Source organism: Paraburkholderia bryophila (assembly GCF_013409255.1).
Taxonomy (GTDB): Bacteria; Pseudomonadota; Gammaproteobacteria; order Burkholderiales; family Burkholderiaceae; genus Paraburkholderia.
In genome coordinates this window covers 4025854-4042267 of the sequence record NZ_JACCAS010000001.1, presented here as the reverse complement: position 1 = coordinate 4042267, position 16414 = coordinate 4025854, and the positions used below count along the sequence as shown (strand labels likewise).

The window sequence follows — 16414 nt, the reverse complement described above, 5'->3', positions numbered from 1 at the left end:
GGCCTGCGGAAAAAGCGTGGTGAAGCGACGTTACCGCGTGTTCTTAAAGTAGCGTGATAACACGCCGCGACTAACCTGACCTCAGTGGGGTCACGCGCGCGGCGTGCTGTGCAATCGCTGCAGGCGAACTCAGTGGAATGAGCCGATGCGTTTCAGATTGCTGAAATTCATCCAGATGAAAAACGCGCGGCCGACGACATTCTTGTCCGGCGCAAAACCCCAGTACCGGCTGTCCGCGCTGTTGTCGCGGTTGTCGCCCATCATGAAGTAATTACCTGGCGGCACCTTGCAGATCACGCCGCGTGCGTTGTACGTGCAGTTATCGCGATACGGATAATCTTCCGCACCGACGATGAACGGCGGCACCGCGGGATTGTTCAGAATCGCGTTCTTGCGGCCGCCCAGATCTTCTTCGAACTGCTTCGCATAGCCCATGCGTTCGTCGTCGAGGTAATCGGGCAGCGCCGTTTCCGGCACCGGCTTGCCGTTGATCGTCAACTGCTTGTCTTGATAAGCGATCGTGTCGCCCGGCAGGCCGATCACGCGCTTGATGTAGTCGACCGATTCGTCTTTCGGATAGCGGAACACCACCACGTCGCCGCGTTCGAGCGGACGGCCTTCGGTGATCTTCGTGTTGGTGATCGGCAGGCGAATGCCGTATTCGAATTTATTGACGAGGATGAAGTCGCCCACCAGCAGCGTCGGCACCATCGAACCCGACGGAATCTTGAATGGCTCGACCACGAACGAGCGCACCACGAACACCACCAGGATCACCGGGAAGAAGCTCGCCGAATACTCGAGCCACCACGGCTGACGCAGCTTGTCGTCACGCAGACGGGCGCGCGTTTGCGCCGCGTTTTCGTCGGCGAAACGCTCGCCGACGCGTGCCTGCTGGCGGTCGAACTCGGCGACCACGGCCTCCGCCGCGCGGCGCCGTTGCGGCAGGAAAACCAGTTTGTCTGCGACCCATGCGACGCCCGTCAAGATGACGAGCACAAAAAGAATCAGCGCAAAATTCATAGAGTTCCGTTGTTCGTCTTATTTGTCTTCGACACGCAGAATCGCGAGGAAAGCTTCTTGCGGAATCTCGACCGAGCCCACCTGCTTCATTCGCTTCTTGCCTGCCTTTTGCTTTTCCAGCAGCTTCTTCTTACGGGAGATATCGCCGCCGTAGCATTTTGCCAGCACGTTCTTACGCAACGCTTTAATGTTTTCGCGCGCAATAATGTTCGCGCCGATGGTGGCCTGAATTGCCACGTCGTACATTTGCCGCGGAATCAGCTCGCGCATTTTCGCCGCCACTTCGCGGCCGCGATACTGGCTTTGCGAACGGTGCACGATGACCGACAGCGCGTCCACCTTGTCGCCGTTGATCAGCATGTCGACCTTCACGACATCCGCCGCGCGGTATTCCTTGAACTCGTAATCCATCGACGCATAGCCGCGCGAAATCGACTTCAGACGATCGAAGAAATCGAGCACGACTTCGCCCATCGGGATTTCGTACGTGAGCTGAACCTGACGGCCGTGGTATTGCATGTTGATCTGATTGCCGCGCTTTTGCGTGCACAGCGTGATCACCGAGCCGACGTAGTCTTGCGGCATGTACAGATTCACGGTGACGATCGGCTCGCGCACTTCTTCGATCTTGGACGGCTCCGGCATCTTGGCCGGATTTTCGACCATCAGGATCGTGTTGTCGCGTTGCAGGACTTCGTACACCACCGTCGGCGCCGTGGTGATCAGGTCCATGTCGAACTCACGCTCGAGACGTTCCTGCACGATCTCCATATGCAGCAGCCCGAGGAAGCCGCAACGGAAACCGAAACCGAGCGCCTGTGACACTTCCGGCTCGTACTGCAGCGACGCGTCGTTCAGCTTGAGCTTTTCGAGCGAGTCGCGCAGCGCGTCGTACTGGTTGGCTTCGACCGGATAGAGGCCGGCGAACACCTGCGGCTTCACTTCCTTGAAACCGGGCAGCGCTTCAGCCGCCGGACGGTTCACCAGCGTGACGGTGTCGCCCACCTTCGCCGCGGCCAATTCCTTGATGCCGGCGATGATGAAGCCCACCTGCCCGGCCGACAACGATTCGAGATTCTTCGACTTCGGTGTGAACACGCCGATATGCTCGACCGGGTACTGCGCGCCGGTCGCCATCATGCGGATCTTGTCTTTCGGACGCAGCGTGCCGTTGACGATACGCACCAGCATCACGACGCCGACGTAGTTGTCGAACCACGAGTCGATGATCAGCGCCTGCAGCGGCGCTTCCGGATCGCCCTTGGGCGCCGGCACTTTCAGGATCAACGCTTCGAGCACGTCTTCGACGCCGAGACCGGTCTTTGCGCTGCAATGCGTGGCGTCCGTCGCGTCGATCCCGATCACGTCTTCGATCTCAGCGATCGCGTTTTCGGGGTTCGCGGCCGGCAAGTCGATCTTGTTCAACACCGGAATCACGTCGACGCCGAGTTCGATTGCCGTGTAGCAGTTGGCGACGGTCTGCGCCTCCACGCCCTGGCTCGCGTCGACGACCAGCAGCGCGCCTTCGCACGCGGACAGCGAGCGGCTGACTTCATACGAGAAGTCGACGTGGCCCGGCGTGTCGATCATGTTCAGGTTATAGACCTGACCGTCACGTGCCTTGTAAGTCAGTGCGGCGGTTTGTGCCTTGATGGTAATGCCGCGCTCGCGCTCGAGATCCATCGAGTCGAGCACTTGGGATTCCATCTCGCGGTCGGACAGGCCGCCGCAAATCTGGATGATGCGATCGGCGAGCGTCGACTTGCCATGGTCGATGTGCGCAATGATCGAGAAGTTACGAATATGATCCATTCAGTACCGATCAAGCGAAAAAGGCGCGCTCGGACAATAGCGGAGCACGCCTTGTAAGTAGGTGAAAAACCTATCTATTTTAGCCGAAAAGGCTATCGCCCGGCGCATCTTGCGAGGTCCGGGCGGAAAAGACGGCTTGAGAGAGACGTGAAGCCTGGTGTGAATGGCGCCCGTTGGCGCCCTGTTTGAAGCCCTGAGCGAACTCAGGGGGTCGCTGCCGTGCGCGTGATTCTTGCGGCCAGCGCCTCGCGAACCCGTGTGACGTCGAGGTGATAGTGGCACAGTTCGACGCCATCGCAGAGCAGAACCGGCACCAGTTCGTTGTAACGCGCTTCCAGCACCGGATCGCTGTCAACATCAACGACTTCCACCTGCGCCCCGAACTCGGCCAGGAACGGCTCGAGCGCGACGCGCATGTCGTCGCACAGGTGGCACCACGCGCGCCCGTAGAGCGTGAGTAGCGCCGCCTTCGTCATTTCTGGGTGCTGCTTCGGGGACGGACCGGCACGAACTGAGTGTTCTCGCCGCGACGAACCAGCAGCGCGACCATCTTCGACGGATCGAGGTGCGCGCTCAGATCGTCGAACTGCTTCGCGCTCGTGATGTCCGTATCGCCCACCCGCAGAACGATGTCGCCCTTCTGCAGGCCGACGCGCGCGGCCGGACCGTCAGCCGCATCGACCTGCACGCCGTTGTGCAGCTTCAGCGACTTCAACTGGTCGGCCGGGATATCGCTGACGGCCAGACCCAGCACGTTGGTCGCGCGCTGTTTAGGCGGCTGCGGCTTCTTCTGATCCGCCTTGGTGGTCTTGTCCGGCTGCATTTCGGCGATCGTGACCGGCAGGTCGCGCGTCTGACCCTTGCGCCAGATCGTGATCGTCGATTTGGTGCCCGGCTTCGTATCGCCGACCATGCGCGGCAGATCCGTTGCCGTATCCACCGAATGGCCGTTGAACTTCAGGATGATGTCGCCCGGCTGCACGCCCGCCTTGTCCGCTGGGCCGCCCGGCTCGACACTGCTGACCAGCGCGCCCTGCGCCTTCGGCAGTCCGAGCGAATCGGCCACGTCTTTGGTCACTTCACCGATCGCCACCGCGATCCGGCCGCGCACCACCTTGCCCGACGTTTTCAACTGGTCGGCCACGCGCATCGCCTCGTCGATCGGAATCGCGAACGAAATGCCCATGAAACCGCCAGTACGGCTGTAGATCTGCGAGTTGATGCCGATCACTTCGCCTTGCATGTTGATCAGCGGACCGCCCGAGTTGCCCGGATTGACAGCCACGTCGGTCTGGATGAACGGCAGATAGTCGCCCGTATCGCGCCCCTTGGCGCTGACGATACCGGCCGTCACCGTGTTCTCGAGACCGAACGGCGAGCCGATCGCGACGACCCACTCGCCGACGCGAACCTTGTTCGAATCGCCGATCGTGATGGTCGGCAAATTGGCGGCGCTGATCTTGACGACGGCGACGTCGGTCCGATCGTCCACGCCGATCAGCTTGGCCTTGAATTCGCGCTTGTCGGTAAGCGTGACGTAGATGGTGTCCGCGTCGTCGACGACGTGCGCGTTGGTCATCACATAGCCGTCCGCCGACAGGATGAAGCCCGAGCCGACGCCGCTGTTCTGTTCCGGATCGGTGTTATCCGGCGTGTCCTGGCTCCCGCCGCTACCACCGTTATCGCCACCGCGCGGCGAACCCGGCGATTGCGGGGACTGCGGGGACTGCGGCAACGGAATGCCGAAGAAGCGGCGGAAGAACTCCGACATATCGCCGTCGTCCATACCCGGCGGCAAACCGCCGCGGGCGCCGCTGCTATTGGACACGCGCGTGGTCGTGCGAATGTTGACGACCGCCGGACCGACCTTGTCGACGAGATCAGTGAAGTCGGGCAGATTGGCCGCGGCAGGAGCCGCCGACGCCGTGTGCGGCATGAGCGGCAAACACGCCGCCACTACCGCGGCCGCGAGGAATTTGCGCACCGAGAAAGTCGTCATATCGTAGCAAGCCGAGGGATTCAGGATTCGGAGGATTACTTCGGAGCTTTGTATTCTATGGCAGACGCAAATTGCTGCAATGTGGTCTGGGGCACTTCACCAAGCAGAGTAATCCAGAAGTCGCCACGGCGCTTCACCAGTACATGGGTGGCGCCGCTACTGCCCGCGCCTTCCTTGCGCGTGTTGTTCTCAACCGGCTCGACGAACACCGAAATGGCCGCGAGGCCGTCGGAGAAAACCGCCTGATCCACCGGAATGGTCGGCTGGCCCGCGTCGCGTGCGGCCATGGGGCGGCGCAATTCACGAATCTTGCGGAAGCCCGGCACCGTCGGCGTGATCTGCCAGCCTTGCGCGGCCATGTCGACCGGCTCGACTGGCGGACGCACCACGGTCCACCCAGCCAGATTACGAATGCCGTTGACGATCCCGGCCTTATCCATCGGCACGCCGATGCGAATCTGCGAGAACGATAGTTGTTCGAGCACCTGCCCGTTCGGGTCGAGGGTCTGCGCGCGCAGCAACAGGCCGGTCTTCTTGTCGGCCCACAGCTTGTACGCAAAGCGATAGGCGTCTTTAGGATCAAGCTCGATCACCTGACTGTCGACGCCCGCGACGCGGTCGTCGCCCAGCAGCTTCGGCTCATACACCGACAGCACCTGTTCGCCGCTGACAGCCAGCAGCGCCGGGAACGAGTCTTTGTTCTGACGCTTCTCGACCACGCACAGATGCCGTTCCGGCACGAACGTGTAGAGGTCTTCGTTATGGCGCAGCATTTTGCGCGGCTTGCCGTCGAGGCTTTCGAGCTGCTCGAATTCGCCGTCATTGCGGGTCGCGTAATGCGCGATCCGCGACGTCTGCACGTAATTGCCGCGCTGATAGACGAACGCGCCCTCGTAGTTTTGCTGCTGGGCGGCCTGATGGATGCGATCGAGCAGATCCGCGGCCGTGCGACGGGCGACGAGCGGATCGTCGGTTTGTGCAAAGACCCGCGGTGTAGCGGACAACAATACGGCTGCGCAGAACAGAAATGCCGGCAGCCGCCCCCAGATAGTCGTTTTATTCAACCGCGGAGTCTGCATCAAACTATTGGCCTTGCGTAGAAACTGCGGCAGCGCGAATCAGCGGCATCGAGCCCGGCATGACCGGTTGTTGCGCGAATTGCTGGTGAGCTTCCAGATACTGGTCGAGACTGGCGTCGCGAATGATATTGGCGTCTTGCGCGATCGGCTGAACCGTCGCGGCCGGCACCGAAGCCATGGCCACGCGTTGCAGCGAGTCGCCATGCGACTGGACCGACGCGAACTGCCCCGCGCCCGAACCGCCCGGCACGCCTTGCAGTTGGGGCACGACGATCCACGTCAACGTAGCGGCGGCCGCCGCCACCGCAAAGGCAGGCACCACACGACGGCGCAGCGCCAGCAAACGGCGCGCAACCGGCATGGCAGCGGGCGCGAGCACGTGCGGCTCGCTGTCGAGACGCGCGGCGAAACCGCTGAGGAACGCGCTGCTCGTCGCCGGGCTGACCGCCAGATCGTCGGAACGCAATGCGTCGCCGATCAGGTGATAGCTCGACCACGCGGTGCGATCCTCGCTATTTAGCCCGGAAAGAAACGCGTTCAGATTCAGATGCTCTTCGCCGAACAACTCACCATCGACAAAAGCGGACAGACGCTCGCCGCGCGAGCTAGCTTGCGATTGCACCGAGACCGACCCCATGATGCTCCCCATCTTACGAATACCCCGTAGTGACACCACTAATCCAGATATTGCACCCTTGCCCCGTACGGCCCGGCTGGTGTTTACCAGCGCTTGCCTTCAGGTGTGTCAAGCAACGGACGCAATTTTGCCGCAATGGCTTCGCGAGCGCGGAAAATTCGTGATCTGACTGTGCCAATTGGGCAACCCATCATCTCAGCGATTTCCTCGTAACTCAAACCTTCAATTTCACGAAGAGTAATGGCGGTGCGCAACTCTTCCGGTAAAACCGCCATCGCAGCATTGACCGTCTCAGCGATCTGCTTGCTCATCAACATCGACTCGGGCGTGTTGATATCCCTTAGTTGGTCCGCGTCCGAGAAAGTTTCAGCTTCTTCAGCATCTGCTTCGGTCGATGTCGGCGCGCGCCGCCCTTGGGTCGCAAGGTAGTTCTTTGCCGTGTTGACCGCAATTCGGTACAACCACGTATAAAAGGCCGAATCGCCGCGAAACTGCGGCAATGCCCGATACGCCTTGATAAAGGCGTCCTGGGCAACGTCTTCCACTTCGGCGGGGTCCCGCACGAGGCGCGAGATCAGCCGGAGAATCTTGCGGTGGTATTTGGTGACCAGAAGCTCGAACGCGGCCTTGTCGCCCTTCTGGACGCGCTCGACCAGCACCTGATCAATTTCTTTTTCGCTCACCTGATAAATCCGTTAACTTTAGGGCGCATGGCGGGGGACCATTGTAGCGTCCCCATCAACCATGGGACGTTACTCCGGTAACAGCGGTTACAGTCGTTACAGTCAGGCGCCCGCGGCACGCCGGCCCAGCACCGCCAGTTCGCGGAAGACAGAGGGCGGGAGAGCGTCGGCGGCCAGCAGTAACGTGCGTACGCGCCCCTGCTCCGGGGCGAGCGCCAGAACCAGCAGGCGGTCGCTCCAGTGCGCACAACCGGCAATACGCCCTTGCGCGGACAAACTCCCAGCGCGGTCCCAGACGGACAGCCCGCCCGGCCCGATTTTCAGCGCGATGGGCTGCGCCCGCTCGTGTTTGATCGCCCGAAAGATGAGCAGCGCGCACACGGCGAGCGTCAACGGCATGGCCTTCGCTGAGCCGAGATGCGATGCACCGCACGCATAAACAGCCCACACCGCAGTCAGAATGAACGCCCCCAACGCAACGCGCATAACAAAAGAGCGCCGCAACGTAATCCGTTGCGGCGCTCCGTCAGGCATAGCCGATTCGGGGGAAACCGCCGGACGAACCGGCGGTGTCGACTGGCGTATCACCAAACGATCAGACGATCACGTGCGCTTGAAAACCAGCGTGCCGTTCGTGCCGCCGAACCCGAACGAGTTCTTCAGCGCGACGTCGATCTTCATTTCCCGCGCGGTGTTGGCGCAGTAGTCCAGATCGCAGGCCGGATCCTGATTGAAGATGTTGATCGTCGGCGGCGACACCTGATGATGCACGGCCAGCACGGTGAACACCGACTCCAGACCGCCGGCGCCGCCCAACAGGTGACCCGTCATCGACTTGGTCGAGTTCACGACCATGTCTTTGGCGTGATCGCCGAAAGCGCGCTTGATGCCGGTCGTTTCAGCCAGGTCGCCGAGCGGCGTGGAGGTGCCGTGCGCGTTCAGGTAATTCACCTGATCGGCATTGATGCCCGCGTTCTTCAACGCGGCCAGCATGCAGCGGCGTGCGCCATCACCGTCTTCCAGCGGTGCGGTCATGTGATAGGCGTCGCCGCTCATCCCATAGCCGCTGACTTCGGCGTAAATCTTCGCGCCGCGCGCCTTCGCATGTTCGTACTCTTCGAGCACCATCACGCCGGCGCCCTCACCCAGCACGAAACCGTCGCGATCCTTGTCCCACGGACGGCTCGCCGTTGCCGGATCGTCATTGCGTTGCGACAGCGCGCGCGCCGCCGCAAAGCCGCCGATACCCAGCGGCGACACGGTGGATTCCGCGCCGCCCGCGATCATCACGTCGGCGTCACCGTATTCGATCAGGCGCGAAGCCTCGCCGATACAGTGCAGACCCGTGGTACACGCAGTGACGATCGCCAGATTCGGACCCTTGATGCCGAACTTGATCGACAGATGGCCGGAGATCATGTTGATGATCGACGCCGGCACGAAGAACGGCGAAATACGGCGCGGGCCGCGATTCGCATATTCCGTTTGCGTGGCTTCGATCATCGGCAGACCGCCAATGCCCGAACCGACCACCACGCCGATACGCTCCGAATTCTCGTCGGTGACTTCGAGGCCGCTGTCCTGCATCGCCTGGATGCCTGCAGCCACGCCGTAATGGATGAACGTATCCATATGGCGCGCCTCCTTACCGGGGATGTAGTCCTCGATATTGAAGCCCTTCACCTCGCCGGCGAAACGAGTCGAGAAGTTCGACGCATCGAACTTCGTGATATTGGCAATACCCGACTTGCCGGCGACCAGATTGGCCCAGCCGTCGGCAACATTATTGCCAACAGGCGAAATCAGCCCCAGGCCTGTAACAACAACACGACGGCGGCTCACGGTAACCCCTTTTTCATAGATGACAAAAGCAAAAGCCACAGCGGCCACAGGAACTTGCCCTGTATGCCCTGTGGCTGTTAACCGCCCCCGAATCTGGTGCTTCGCACCAGCCCCCCGAAGGGAACGCAAGAAAACTTGGGGCGGCCCGGTGTTTTCTTGAAAGTCGCCAATCGCGCGAAAAGTTGCGCTGTCAACATCGCTGGCTCCTGCACGGCAAAAAGCGCCAACCCTGCTGGCGTCGGCAACCGACACGGCAGGGCGTCATACGCCACCAACGCAGAAACGCAGGCGCGAATGACCTTAGGCCTTGACGTTCGCGCGAGCGTAGTCGATCGCTTGCTGAACGGTAGTGATCTTCTCGGCTTCTTCATCCGGAATTTCCATGCCGAATTCGTCTTCGAGGGCCATCACGAGTTCAACGGTGTCGAGCGAGTCGGCGCCGAGGTCGTTCACGAACGAAGCTTCGTTCTTGATCTCAGCTTCTGCAACGCCCAGTTGTTCTGCGACGATCTTCTTGACGCGCTGTTCGATATTGTCCATTACCCCTCCAAAGGGAAAAGAAGTTCAAAAATACAGGTGCGCGCATTTTATCAGGTTTGACCCGGCAAAAAAGCGGCGCATCGGGTTGCTGTCAAGGCATGCGCCTTACGCTTTTGCAAACGCATCAAGGCGCGGATAGTAACCGAATTTGGTTACGACATGTACATTCCGCCGTTCACATGCAACGTCGTGCCGGTGATATAACCCGCTTGCGGCGACGCCAGGAAGGCAACGGCGTGCGCGATATCTTCCGGGCTACCCAGACGGCCGAGCGGAATTTGCGTCTTCAGCGCCGTTTGCTGCTCTTCCGGCAAGGTCTTGGTCATGTCGGTATCGATGAAGCCCGGCGCGACGCAATTCACGGTGATACCGCGGCTGCCGATCTCGCGTGCCAGCGCGCGCGTCATGCCCGCCACGCCCGCTTTCGCGGCCGCGTAGTTGACCTGCCCCGGGTTGCCGGCCGAGCCGACCACCGACGTGATGTTGATGATGCGGCCACCCCGCGCCTTCATCATGGGGCGTAGCACCGCGCGCGACAAACGGAAGACCGACTTGAGGTTAGTGTCGACCACCGCGTCCCAATCGTCATCCTTCATACGCATGGCCAGTTGGTCCTGCGTGATGCCGGCGTTGTTCACCAGCACGTGCAGCGCGCCGAACTCCTTCACCGTGCCGTCGATCAACGCTTCGGCCGCGGCCGCGTCGTTGACGTTGAGCACCGCGCCGCGACCGTTCACGCCGGCCGCGCTAAACGCCTCGGTGATCGCGGCCGCGCCGCTTTCGCTAGTCGCCGTGCCGATGACCGTCGCGCCCTGGCGCGCCAGTTCCATCGCGATCGCACGGCCGATGCCGCGCGATGCGCCCGTCACGATTGCGATCTGCTTGTCGAGAGTCTTTTCCATCTGTCAGTCCGAATGCCCTTCGGAGGGCTGATTGATTGCTGATGCAGTGTCCCGATGCCACGCTTCGACGCCCGTTGCCGGACACGCTGCGAAGCGGCGTTCAGCCGGCCGTCACGAGCTTGAGCGTTTCTTCGAGCGAAGCCGGATCGAACACCGAAGCGGCGATCAGATTGCCGTCGATACGCTTGGTCAAACCCGCAAGGACCTTGCCAGGACCGCATTCGATCACATGCGTGACGCCCTGAGCCGCGATAGCCTGCACGCTTTCGACCCAGCGCACCGCACCCGCTGCCTGGCGCACCAGCGCGTCTTTGATCTGAGCCGGTTCGTTGACGACGGCGACGTCGACGTTATTGATGACCGGAATCGCCGGCACCAGCACGTTGACGCTGGCCAGATACTCGCGCAGTTGGTCCGAAGCCGGCTTGAGCAGCGACGAGTGGAACGGCGCCGACACCGGCAGCGGCAACGCACGCTTGGCGCCCTTCGCCTTGGCGACTTCGCAGGCCTTCTCGACCGCCGCCTTGTGGCCCGCGATCACGACTTGCGACGGCGCGTTGAAATTGACCGCTTCGACGACACCCGCAACCGACGCTTCGGCGCACACCGCGCGCACCGTATCGTCGTCGAGGCCGAGAATCGCGGCCATGCCACCTTCGCCGACCGGCACCGCGGTTTGCATGGCTTGCGCGCGGAAGCGCACGAGCGGCACGGCGTCACGAAACGCGAGCGCACCGGCCGCAACCAGCGCCGTATATTCGCCGAGGCTATGACCGGCGACGATGGCCGGCTGCGGGCCGCCCGCCTGCTGCCACGCGCGATAAATCGCGTAAGCGGCGGTCAGCATGACCGGCTGGGTGTTGGTGGTGAGATTCAGATCTTCGACCGGGCCTTCGGCGATCAGCTTGCCGAGGTCCTGATTGAGCGCGTCGGAGGCTTCCTGAACCGTCTCGCGCACGATCGCGTGATCGGCGAATGCGTTGAGCATGCCGACCGTCTGCGAACCCTGCCCAGGAAAAACGAACGCAAATTTCATAACGTCCCCAAAATCGATTGAGTCAGATGTGGGTGGCGCGCGGCGCGGACATCGAACGATATCGCACCGGCGCGCTCGGGCGCCGCTATCAGTAGCGGATGACCGACGCGCCCCACGTGAAGCCGCCGCCGACGCCTTCGATCAGCACGTTCTGGCCGCGCTTGATGCGGCCGTCGCGCACCGCGACGTCGAATGCGAGCGGAATGGACGCAGCCGACGTATTGCCGTGCTCGCCCACCGTGACGACCATGCGCTCCTGCGGCAAGCCGAGCTTGCGGCAAGTACTTTGCATGATGCGGATATTGGCCTGGTGCGGAATCAACCAGTCGATCTGCTCGGCCGACAGATTCGCCTTGGCGAGCGCCTCGACCGCGACCTTTTCGAGCACGTTGACGGCGAGCTTGAACACTGCCTGGCCGTCCATGTGCAGAAACGCGCTGCCTTCGATCACGCCGCCGTTCACATTACCCGGCGTGCAGAGAATGTTCGAATGGCTGCCGTCGGCGTGCAGGGCACTAGCCAGCACGCCTGGTTCGTCGGAGGCCTGCAGGATCACCGCGCCGGCGCCATCGCCGAACAGCACGCAGGTGGTGCGGTCCTTGAAATCGAGAATGCGCGAGAAAGTCTCCGCGCCGATCACGAGTGCTGTGCGATGCTGGCCACTGCGAATGAAGCTGTCCGCCGTGGCGACCGCATAGGCGAAGCCGGAACAGACCGCTTGCACGTCGAACGCCGCGCCGTGGTTCTTGATGCCGAGCTTGTTCTGCAACAGACACGCCGTGCTCGGAAACACGAAGTCAGGCGTGGAGGTGGCGACGATGATCAGGTCGATGGTTTGCGGATCGACGTCCGCCGCTTCGATCGCGCGCTGTGCGGCGATCAGCGCCAGGTCGCTGGTCGCGACATCGGGCTCGGCGAAATGACGCGCATGGATGCCCGTACGGGCGACGATCCATTCGTCACTGGTCTCGACGCCCTGGCGGGCGAGACGTTCGGCCAGATCCTGATTGGTGACGCGCCCGGGCGGCAGGTAGCTGCCGGTGCCCAGCACGCGGGAATAAATTGTCGATTGAGCCATTATGCCTTCGAGGATTGCGCAGCGTAGGGCTCGGCCGGCTGGCCTGCGATCGGGCTTGCGTGACCCGCACCACTCGCGTCGCGCGCTGCCTGTTCGAGAGAACTCGCGTTCTCTTCCATTGCTCGCGCAAGGCGTTCCAGCACGCCGTTTTTGACGGCATCATACCCGCGTTTGATAGCCCACTCAAACCCGTAGGCGTCCGCCGACCCGTGACTTTTTATCACAAGGCCACGCAGGCCGAGCAGCGCGGCGCCATTGTATTGCCGGTGGTCCACACGCTTCTTGAAACGCATCAATACCGGCAAAGCGAGCACTGCCATCAGCTTGGTGAGCCACGAACGGCCGAACTCTTCCTTGATGATGTCATTCAGCATCTGCGCGAGGCCTTCCGACGTCTTCAACGCGACGTTACCCACGAAACCATCGCAGACGATCACGTCGACCGTGCCCTTGAAGATGTCGTTGCCTTCCACGTTACCGTGAAAGTTGAGTGTACTCGCGCGCAACAGTTCGCCGGCACGCTTGATGGTGTCGTTGCCCTTGATGACTTCTTCGCCGATGTTGAGCAGCCCGATGGTGGGCCGCTCCTTGCCTTCGAGCGCCGACACGAGGGCGTGCCCCATCTCCGCGAACTGCAGCAGATGCTGCGGTTCGCAGTCGACGTTAGCGCCCAGGTCGAGCATGGTCGTATAGCCGTCGGGATTCGGCATGGCAAACGCGATGGCCGGGCGTTCAATGCCCGACAGCGTTTTCAGCACGTAGCGCGATACCGCCATCAGCGCGCCGGTGTTGCCGGCAGAAATGCAGGCTTGCGCCTCGCCTTCCTTGACGCGGTTCAGCGCAACGCGCATGGACGAATCTTTTTTCTTGCGCAGCGCGACTTCAACCGAATCGTCCATGGCGACGATCTCGGAAGCGGGGACGACGGTCAGCGCCGGCAGGTCTTGCGCCTTCAACTTCTTCAACTGCGCACGAATCGCACCTTCAATGCCAACGAGCAGCAGTTGCGCGTCGGGATGCGAACGAACGAAGTTAACGGCAGCGGGAACGGTCACGGACGGGCCGTGGTCGCCTCCCATGCAATCTATCGTGAGCTTTACTGTCATGGAATGCGACGAATTTCAGGCGCCCTGCATGGGATCGCAGAAAGCACTAAAGCGCCAGGTGCGACCGACGCAAAAAAGCGGCAGTTGAATGCCGCCTTTTTGCCGAGCCGGGAAAATGTCAAGCGAGCCGATCGCCACGCGAAACGCCAAAGGGCGCAACGCAGTGAAACGATTAGTCGTTCTTCGTCTTGACGACTTTCTTGCCGCGATAGTAGCCGTTCGGGCTAACGTGGTGACGCAGATGCACTTCGCCCGTGCTCGGCTCCACGGCCAGCGGCGCTGCCGTCAGGAAATCGTGCGAACGGTGCATGCCGCGCTTCGACGGCGACTTCTTGTTTTGCTGAACTGCCATGACTAACTCCTAAAAATTTTCCGAATTCTAACACAGCCCGATCGGGTCTCCGCCACTGGCCGAATGGCCAATGCGCCCGCATCGCGCAACCACGCAACTGTTTAGTGCTTCTTGTCGTCCGGCTCACCGCGCTTGAGACTTTCGAGCGCCGCGAACGGATTGGGCCGCTCGGGCTCATCGCCCTCGCCAGCTTCGTCCGACTCGGCTTCGTCGCCCTCGCCTTCTGCTCCGGCCACACCAGAGACGAGGCTCTCGTGCACTTCAGGACAGACTTCGTGCTTGGGCACGACCGGCAACGAAAGCAGCAACTCGTCTTCGATCAAGTCGATGAGATCGAACTGGCGCGAACCCACGATCACTTCGACTTCATCCTCGTCGAGCGGAAACTCTTCGGCTTCCGCCTCAGTGTTGACGATCCGATAAGTTGCGTCGACGTCGAATGCCTGCAAATACGGCGTCATGCACCGCTGACAGTCGAGCCAAGCGGCGCCGTGAATCGCTAACCTCAAATAAGGCTGCGGACCCTCGGCGCCGTCGTCCTGCAATTCCGGCTGCGTCGTGCCTTCGGCTTGCCAGGTGAACGCGGTGTCGCGGTCTGGCGCTTCTGCCGGGACTTCGTTTAACATGCGCGGCAGTTGCGAGACGCGCACGACACCCGCGGCCTGACGCCCACTCCGCGCAAATTCGAACAGATCGAGATCGTGCGGGTCGGACAGACCAGCAGGGTTGCCAGGATGTTGAGTCATGTGCGCTCCTGCGTCGGCAAGGATTTCGCCGGGGTAAATCGGTTCGCAAACAGCCAGTAAGTCTTGGAGATTCGTACACACAAGTTGTACGCGCCCAGACCCACGTAGCGCAAGCACACCGATGAAAAGCCGGAAATCATATCCGTTTTGTCTTTTCGAGTCAAACACTTAAGCCCGTACCTGCGCATATTTCGCGCAACCCCGTACGCCCCCCTCCCTAGCCGCTGATTGACCATGTCAAACTCCCTCAACCGCCCGCCACGCCTGATTCTGGCGTCGAGCTCGCCGTACCGTCGCGAGTTGCTCGAGCGCCTGCGCGTGCCGTTCGACGTCGTCGTGCCCGCCATCGACGAGACGCCGCTCGCCGGCGAAACGCCCGAAGTCACCGCGCTGCGGCTCGCCGAAGCCAAGGCTCGCGCGGTGGCCGACAAGCTCGGCGCGAATGACGCCGCGCTCGTGATCGGCTCCGACCAGGTCGCCACTTACGACGGCCTGCAGATCGGCAAGCCCGGCACGCACGACAAGGCGCTCGCCCAATTACAGGCGATGCGCGGCCGCGAAGTGCTGTTTCATAGCGCGCTGTGCCTGTTCGACAACCGCTCGGGCAAGGCGCAAGCGCTCGACGTTATCACCCGCGTGCAATTCCGCGACTTGCCGGACGCTTCGCTGGAAGCGTATCTGCACGCCGAAACGCCGTACGACGTCGCCGGCAGCGCCAAATCCGAAGGGCTCGGCATTGCCTTGCTCGCGGCCATCCACTCCGACGACCCTACCGCGCTCGTCGGCTTGCCATTGATTGCACTGTCGCGCATGTTGCTCGCAGCGGGCTATCCACTTCTGGGGGCATAAATGAGCGGCACGCTATACCTGATTCCGAACACCTTGGGGGAAGGCGACGCCGACGCGCTCGACGCCGTCCTGCCCGCACCCGTCAGGGCTCGCGCGGCGGCGCTTCAGTATTACATCGGCGAAAACGCGAAAACGACTCGCGCTTTCCTGAAAAAGGTCGGCACCGAACGGCCGATCCAGGACATCGAGATTCGCGAACTGAACGTCAACACGCCGGCCGGCGAGATCGACAAGCTGCTCGCGCCGCTGCTGGCCGGCACCGACGCGGGTCTCGTCTCCGAGGCCGGCTGCCCGGCGGTCGCGGATCCCGGCGCACTGCTGGTGCGGCGCGCGCATGAACGCGGCGTCAAAGTGGTGCCGTTCGTCGGACCCAGTTCGATTTTGCTGGCGCTGATGGCGTCGGGGCTCAATGGTCAGAGTTTTGCGTTTCACGGCTATCTGCCGGTCGACGCCGTTGAGCGCGCCAAACGTCTGCGTGACCTGGAGCAGCAGTCGCGCAAGGGCAAGCAGACGCAGATTTTTATCGAGACGCCGTATCGGAATCGCGCCTTGCTGGACACGTTGCTCGCGACGTGCGCGCCGTCCACGCTGGTTTGCGTGGCGGTCGATCTGACGCTGGAGACGGAAACCATTGCCAGTCGTAGCGTGGCCGACTGGAAGAAGAAGCCGGCGCTCGATTTGCACAAGCGGCCGGCTATTTTTCTGATTCTGGCCGTTTGATCGGCGACCG

The 16414-nt window shown here is 61.9% G+C and carries 18 protein-coding genes; 2 read left to right on the top strand and 16 right to left on the bottom strand.

The features are described from left to right. Positions 1 to 129: 129 nt before the first annotated feature. From lepB to GGD40_RS18080, 16 genes are all read right to left on the bottom strand, one after another. Positions 130 to 1023 carry a signal peptidase I gene (gene lepB, locus GGD40_RS18155; RefSeq protein WP_035547337.1) on the bottom strand — a complete coding sequence of 298 codons (894 nt, stop codon included), beginning with the start codon at positions 1021 to 1023 and terminating at the stop codon, positions 130 to 132. 18 nt (positions 1024 to 1041) lie between these two features. Further along, positions 1042 to 2835: a translation elongation factor 4 gene (gene lepA, locus GGD40_RS18150; protein WP_179744444.1), complete on the bottom strand. Its 1794-nt coding sequence runs from the start codon at positions 2833 to 2835 to the stop codon at positions 1042 to 1044. Between the two features lie 203 nt (positions 2836 to 3038). Beyond that, positions 3039 to 3311 (bottom strand): glutaredoxin family protein, encoded by a 273-nt coding sequence (locus tag GGD40_RS18145; protein WP_179744443.1) that lies wholly within the window; start codon positions 3309 to 3311, stop codon positions 3039 to 3041. Then, positions 3308 to 4834, bottom strand: coding sequence for a DegQ family serine endoprotease (locus tag GGD40_RS18140; protein WP_179744442.1), 1527 nt, complete (start codon positions 4832 to 4834; stop codon positions 3308 to 3310). The genes GGD40_RS18145 and GGD40_RS18140 overlap by 4 nt, the downstream gene beginning before the upstream one ends. Before the next feature lie 35 nt (positions 4835 to 4869). Beyond that, the gene (locus GGD40_RS18135) at positions 4870 to 5913 is read right to left on the bottom strand and encodes a MucB/RseB C-terminal domain-containing protein (RefSeq protein WP_179744441.1); all 1044 of its coding nucleotides are present in this window, start codon (positions 5911 to 5913) and stop codon (positions 4870 to 4872) included. 4 nt (positions 5914 to 5917) lie between these two features. After that, complete coding sequence (locus GGD40_RS18130; protein ID WP_179703522.1) at positions 5918 to 6550, bottom strand: sigma-E factor negative regulatory protein; 633 nt, start codon at positions 6548 to 6550, stop codon at positions 5918 to 5920. Between the two features lie 83 nt (positions 6551 to 6633). Then, the gene (rpoE, locus tag GGD40_RS18125; protein ID WP_035547347.1) at positions 6634 to 7233 is read right to left on the bottom strand and encodes an RNA polymerase sigma factor RpoE; all 600 of its coding nucleotides are present in this window, start codon (positions 7231 to 7233) and stop codon (positions 6634 to 6636) included. Between the two features lie 102 nt (positions 7234 to 7335). Then, positions 7336 to 7767 (bottom strand): protein YgfX, encoded by a 432-nt coding sequence (locus GGD40_RS18120; RefSeq protein ID WP_306456583.1) that lies wholly within the window; start codon positions 7765 to 7767, stop codon positions 7336 to 7338. A 69-nt stretch (positions 7768 to 7836) separates the two neighbouring features. Continuing rightward, positions 7837 to 9075 (bottom strand): beta-ketoacyl-ACP synthase II, encoded by a 1239-nt coding sequence (gene fabF / locus GGD40_RS18115; protein ID WP_179703520.1) that lies wholly within the window; start codon positions 9073 to 9075, stop codon positions 7837 to 7839. A 300-nt stretch (positions 9076 to 9375) separates the two neighbouring features. Then, complete coding sequence (acpP, locus tag GGD40_RS18110) at positions 9376 to 9615, bottom strand: acyl carrier protein (RefSeq protein WP_004197638.1); 240 nt, start codon at positions 9613 to 9615, stop codon at positions 9376 to 9378. A gap of 152 nt (positions 9616 to 9767) precedes the next feature. Next, positions 9768 to 10517, bottom strand: coding sequence for a 3-oxoacyl-ACP reductase FabG (fabG, locus tag GGD40_RS18105; protein WP_179703519.1), 750 nt, complete (start codon positions 10515 to 10517; stop codon positions 9768 to 9770). 100 nt (positions 10518 to 10617) lie between these two features. After that, a complete protein-coding gene (gene fabD, locus GGD40_RS18100; protein WP_179703518.1) occupies positions 10618 to 11553 on the bottom strand; it encodes an ACP S-malonyltransferase in 936 nt (311 codons plus the stop codon). 88 nt (positions 11554 to 11641) lie between these two features. After that, positions 11642 to 12631, bottom strand: a complete 990-nt coding sequence (locus tag GGD40_RS18095) for a beta-ketoacyl-ACP synthase III (RefSeq protein WP_179703517.1) — start codon at positions 12629 to 12631, stop codon at positions 11642 to 11644. Continuing rightward, entirely contained in the window at positions 12631 to 13737 is a 1107-nt protein-coding gene (gene plsX, locus GGD40_RS18090; RefSeq protein WP_179703516.1) for a phosphate acyltransferase PlsX, read from the bottom strand. Before plsX ends, GGD40_RS18095 begins: the two co-directional genes overlap by 1 nt. Before the next feature lie 172 nt (positions 13738 to 13909). Further along, complete coding sequence (gene rpmF, locus GGD40_RS18085) at positions 13910 to 14089, bottom strand: 50S ribosomal protein L32 (RefSeq protein WP_006051932.1); 180 nt, start codon at positions 14087 to 14089, stop codon at positions 13910 to 13912. A gap of 101 nt (positions 14090 to 14190) precedes the next feature. Continuing rightward, the gene (locus GGD40_RS18080; RefSeq protein ID WP_179744440.1) at positions 14191 to 14835 is read right to left on the bottom strand and encodes a DUF177 domain-containing protein; all 645 of its coding nucleotides are present in this window, start codon (positions 14833 to 14835) and stop codon (positions 14191 to 14193) included. 234 nt (positions 14836 to 15069) lie between these two features. On the opposite strand from GGD40_RS18080, the gene GGD40_RS18075 reads away from it, so the two are divergent. Continuing rightward, a complete protein-coding gene (locus GGD40_RS18075) occupies positions 15070 to 15684 on the top strand; it encodes a Maf-like protein (protein ID WP_179744439.1) in 615 nt (204 codons plus the stop codon). Next, on the top strand, positions 15685 to 16404 hold the full coding sequence (locus GGD40_RS18070; RefSeq protein WP_179744438.1) for an SAM-dependent methyltransferase: 720 nt from the start codon (positions 15685 to 15687) through the stop codon (positions 16402 to 16404). Positions 16405 to 16414: the final 10 nt, after the last annotated feature.

Coding starts and splice junctions, on each gene's coding strand:
- GGD40_RS18095 (WP_179703517.1), bottom strand. CDS start 12,631: ATGGCTCAATCGACAATTTATTCCCGCGTGCTGGGCACCGGCAGCTAC.
- lepA (WP_179744444.1), bottom strand. CDS start 2,835: ATGGATCATATTCGTAACTTCTCGATCATTGCGCACATCGACCATGGC.
- GGD40_RS18070 (WP_179744438.1), top strand. CDS start 15,685: ATGAGCGGCACGCTATACCTGATTCCGAACACCTTGGGGGAAGGCGAC.
- rpmF (WP_006051932.1), bottom strand. CDS start 14,089: ATGGCAGTTCAGCAAAACAAGAAGTCGCCGTCGAAGCGCGGCATGCAC.
- acpP (WP_004197638.1), bottom strand. CDS start 9,615: ATGGACAATATCGAACAGCGCGTCAAGAAGATCGTCGCAGAACAACTG.
- fabD (WP_179703518.1), bottom strand. CDS start 11,553: ATGAAATTTGCGTTCGTTTTTCCTGGGCAGGGTTCGCAGACGGTCGGC.
- fabG (WP_179703519.1), bottom strand. CDS start 10,517: ATGGAAAAGACTCTCGACAAGCAGATCGCAATCGTGACGGGCGCATCG.
- GGD40_RS18080 (WP_179744440.1), bottom strand. CDS start 14,835: ATGACTCAACATCCTGGCAACCCTGCTGGTCTGTCCGACCCGCACGAT.
- lepB (WP_035547337.1), bottom strand. CDS start 1,023: ATGAATTTTGCGCTGATTCTTTTTGTGCTCGTCATCTTGACGGGCGTC.
- GGD40_RS18140 (WP_179744442.1), bottom strand. CDS start 4,834: ATGACGACTTTCTCGGTGCGCAAATTCCTCGCGGCCGCGGTAGTGGCG.
- plsX (WP_179703516.1), bottom strand. CDS start 13,737: ATGACAGTAAAGCTCACGATAGATTGCATGGGAGGCGACCACGGCCCG.
- GGD40_RS18075 (WP_179744439.1), top strand. CDS start 15,070: ATGTCAAACTCCCTCAACCGCCCGCCACGCCTGATTCTGGCGTCGAGC.
- GGD40_RS18130 (WP_179703522.1), bottom strand. CDS start 6,550: ATGGGGTCGGTCTCGGTGCAATCGCAAGCTAGCTCGCGCGGCGAGCGT.
- GGD40_RS18135 (WP_179744441.1), bottom strand. CDS start 5,913: ATGCAGACTCCGCGGTTGAATAAAACGACTATCTGGGGGCGGCTGCCG.
- GGD40_RS18120 (WP_306456583.1), bottom strand. CDS start 7,767: ATGCCTGACGGAGCGCCGCAACGGATTACGTTGCGGCGCTCTTTTGTT.
- GGD40_RS18145 (WP_179744443.1), bottom strand. CDS start 3,311: ATGACGAAGGCGGCGCTACTCACGCTCTACGGGCGCGCGTGGTGCCAC.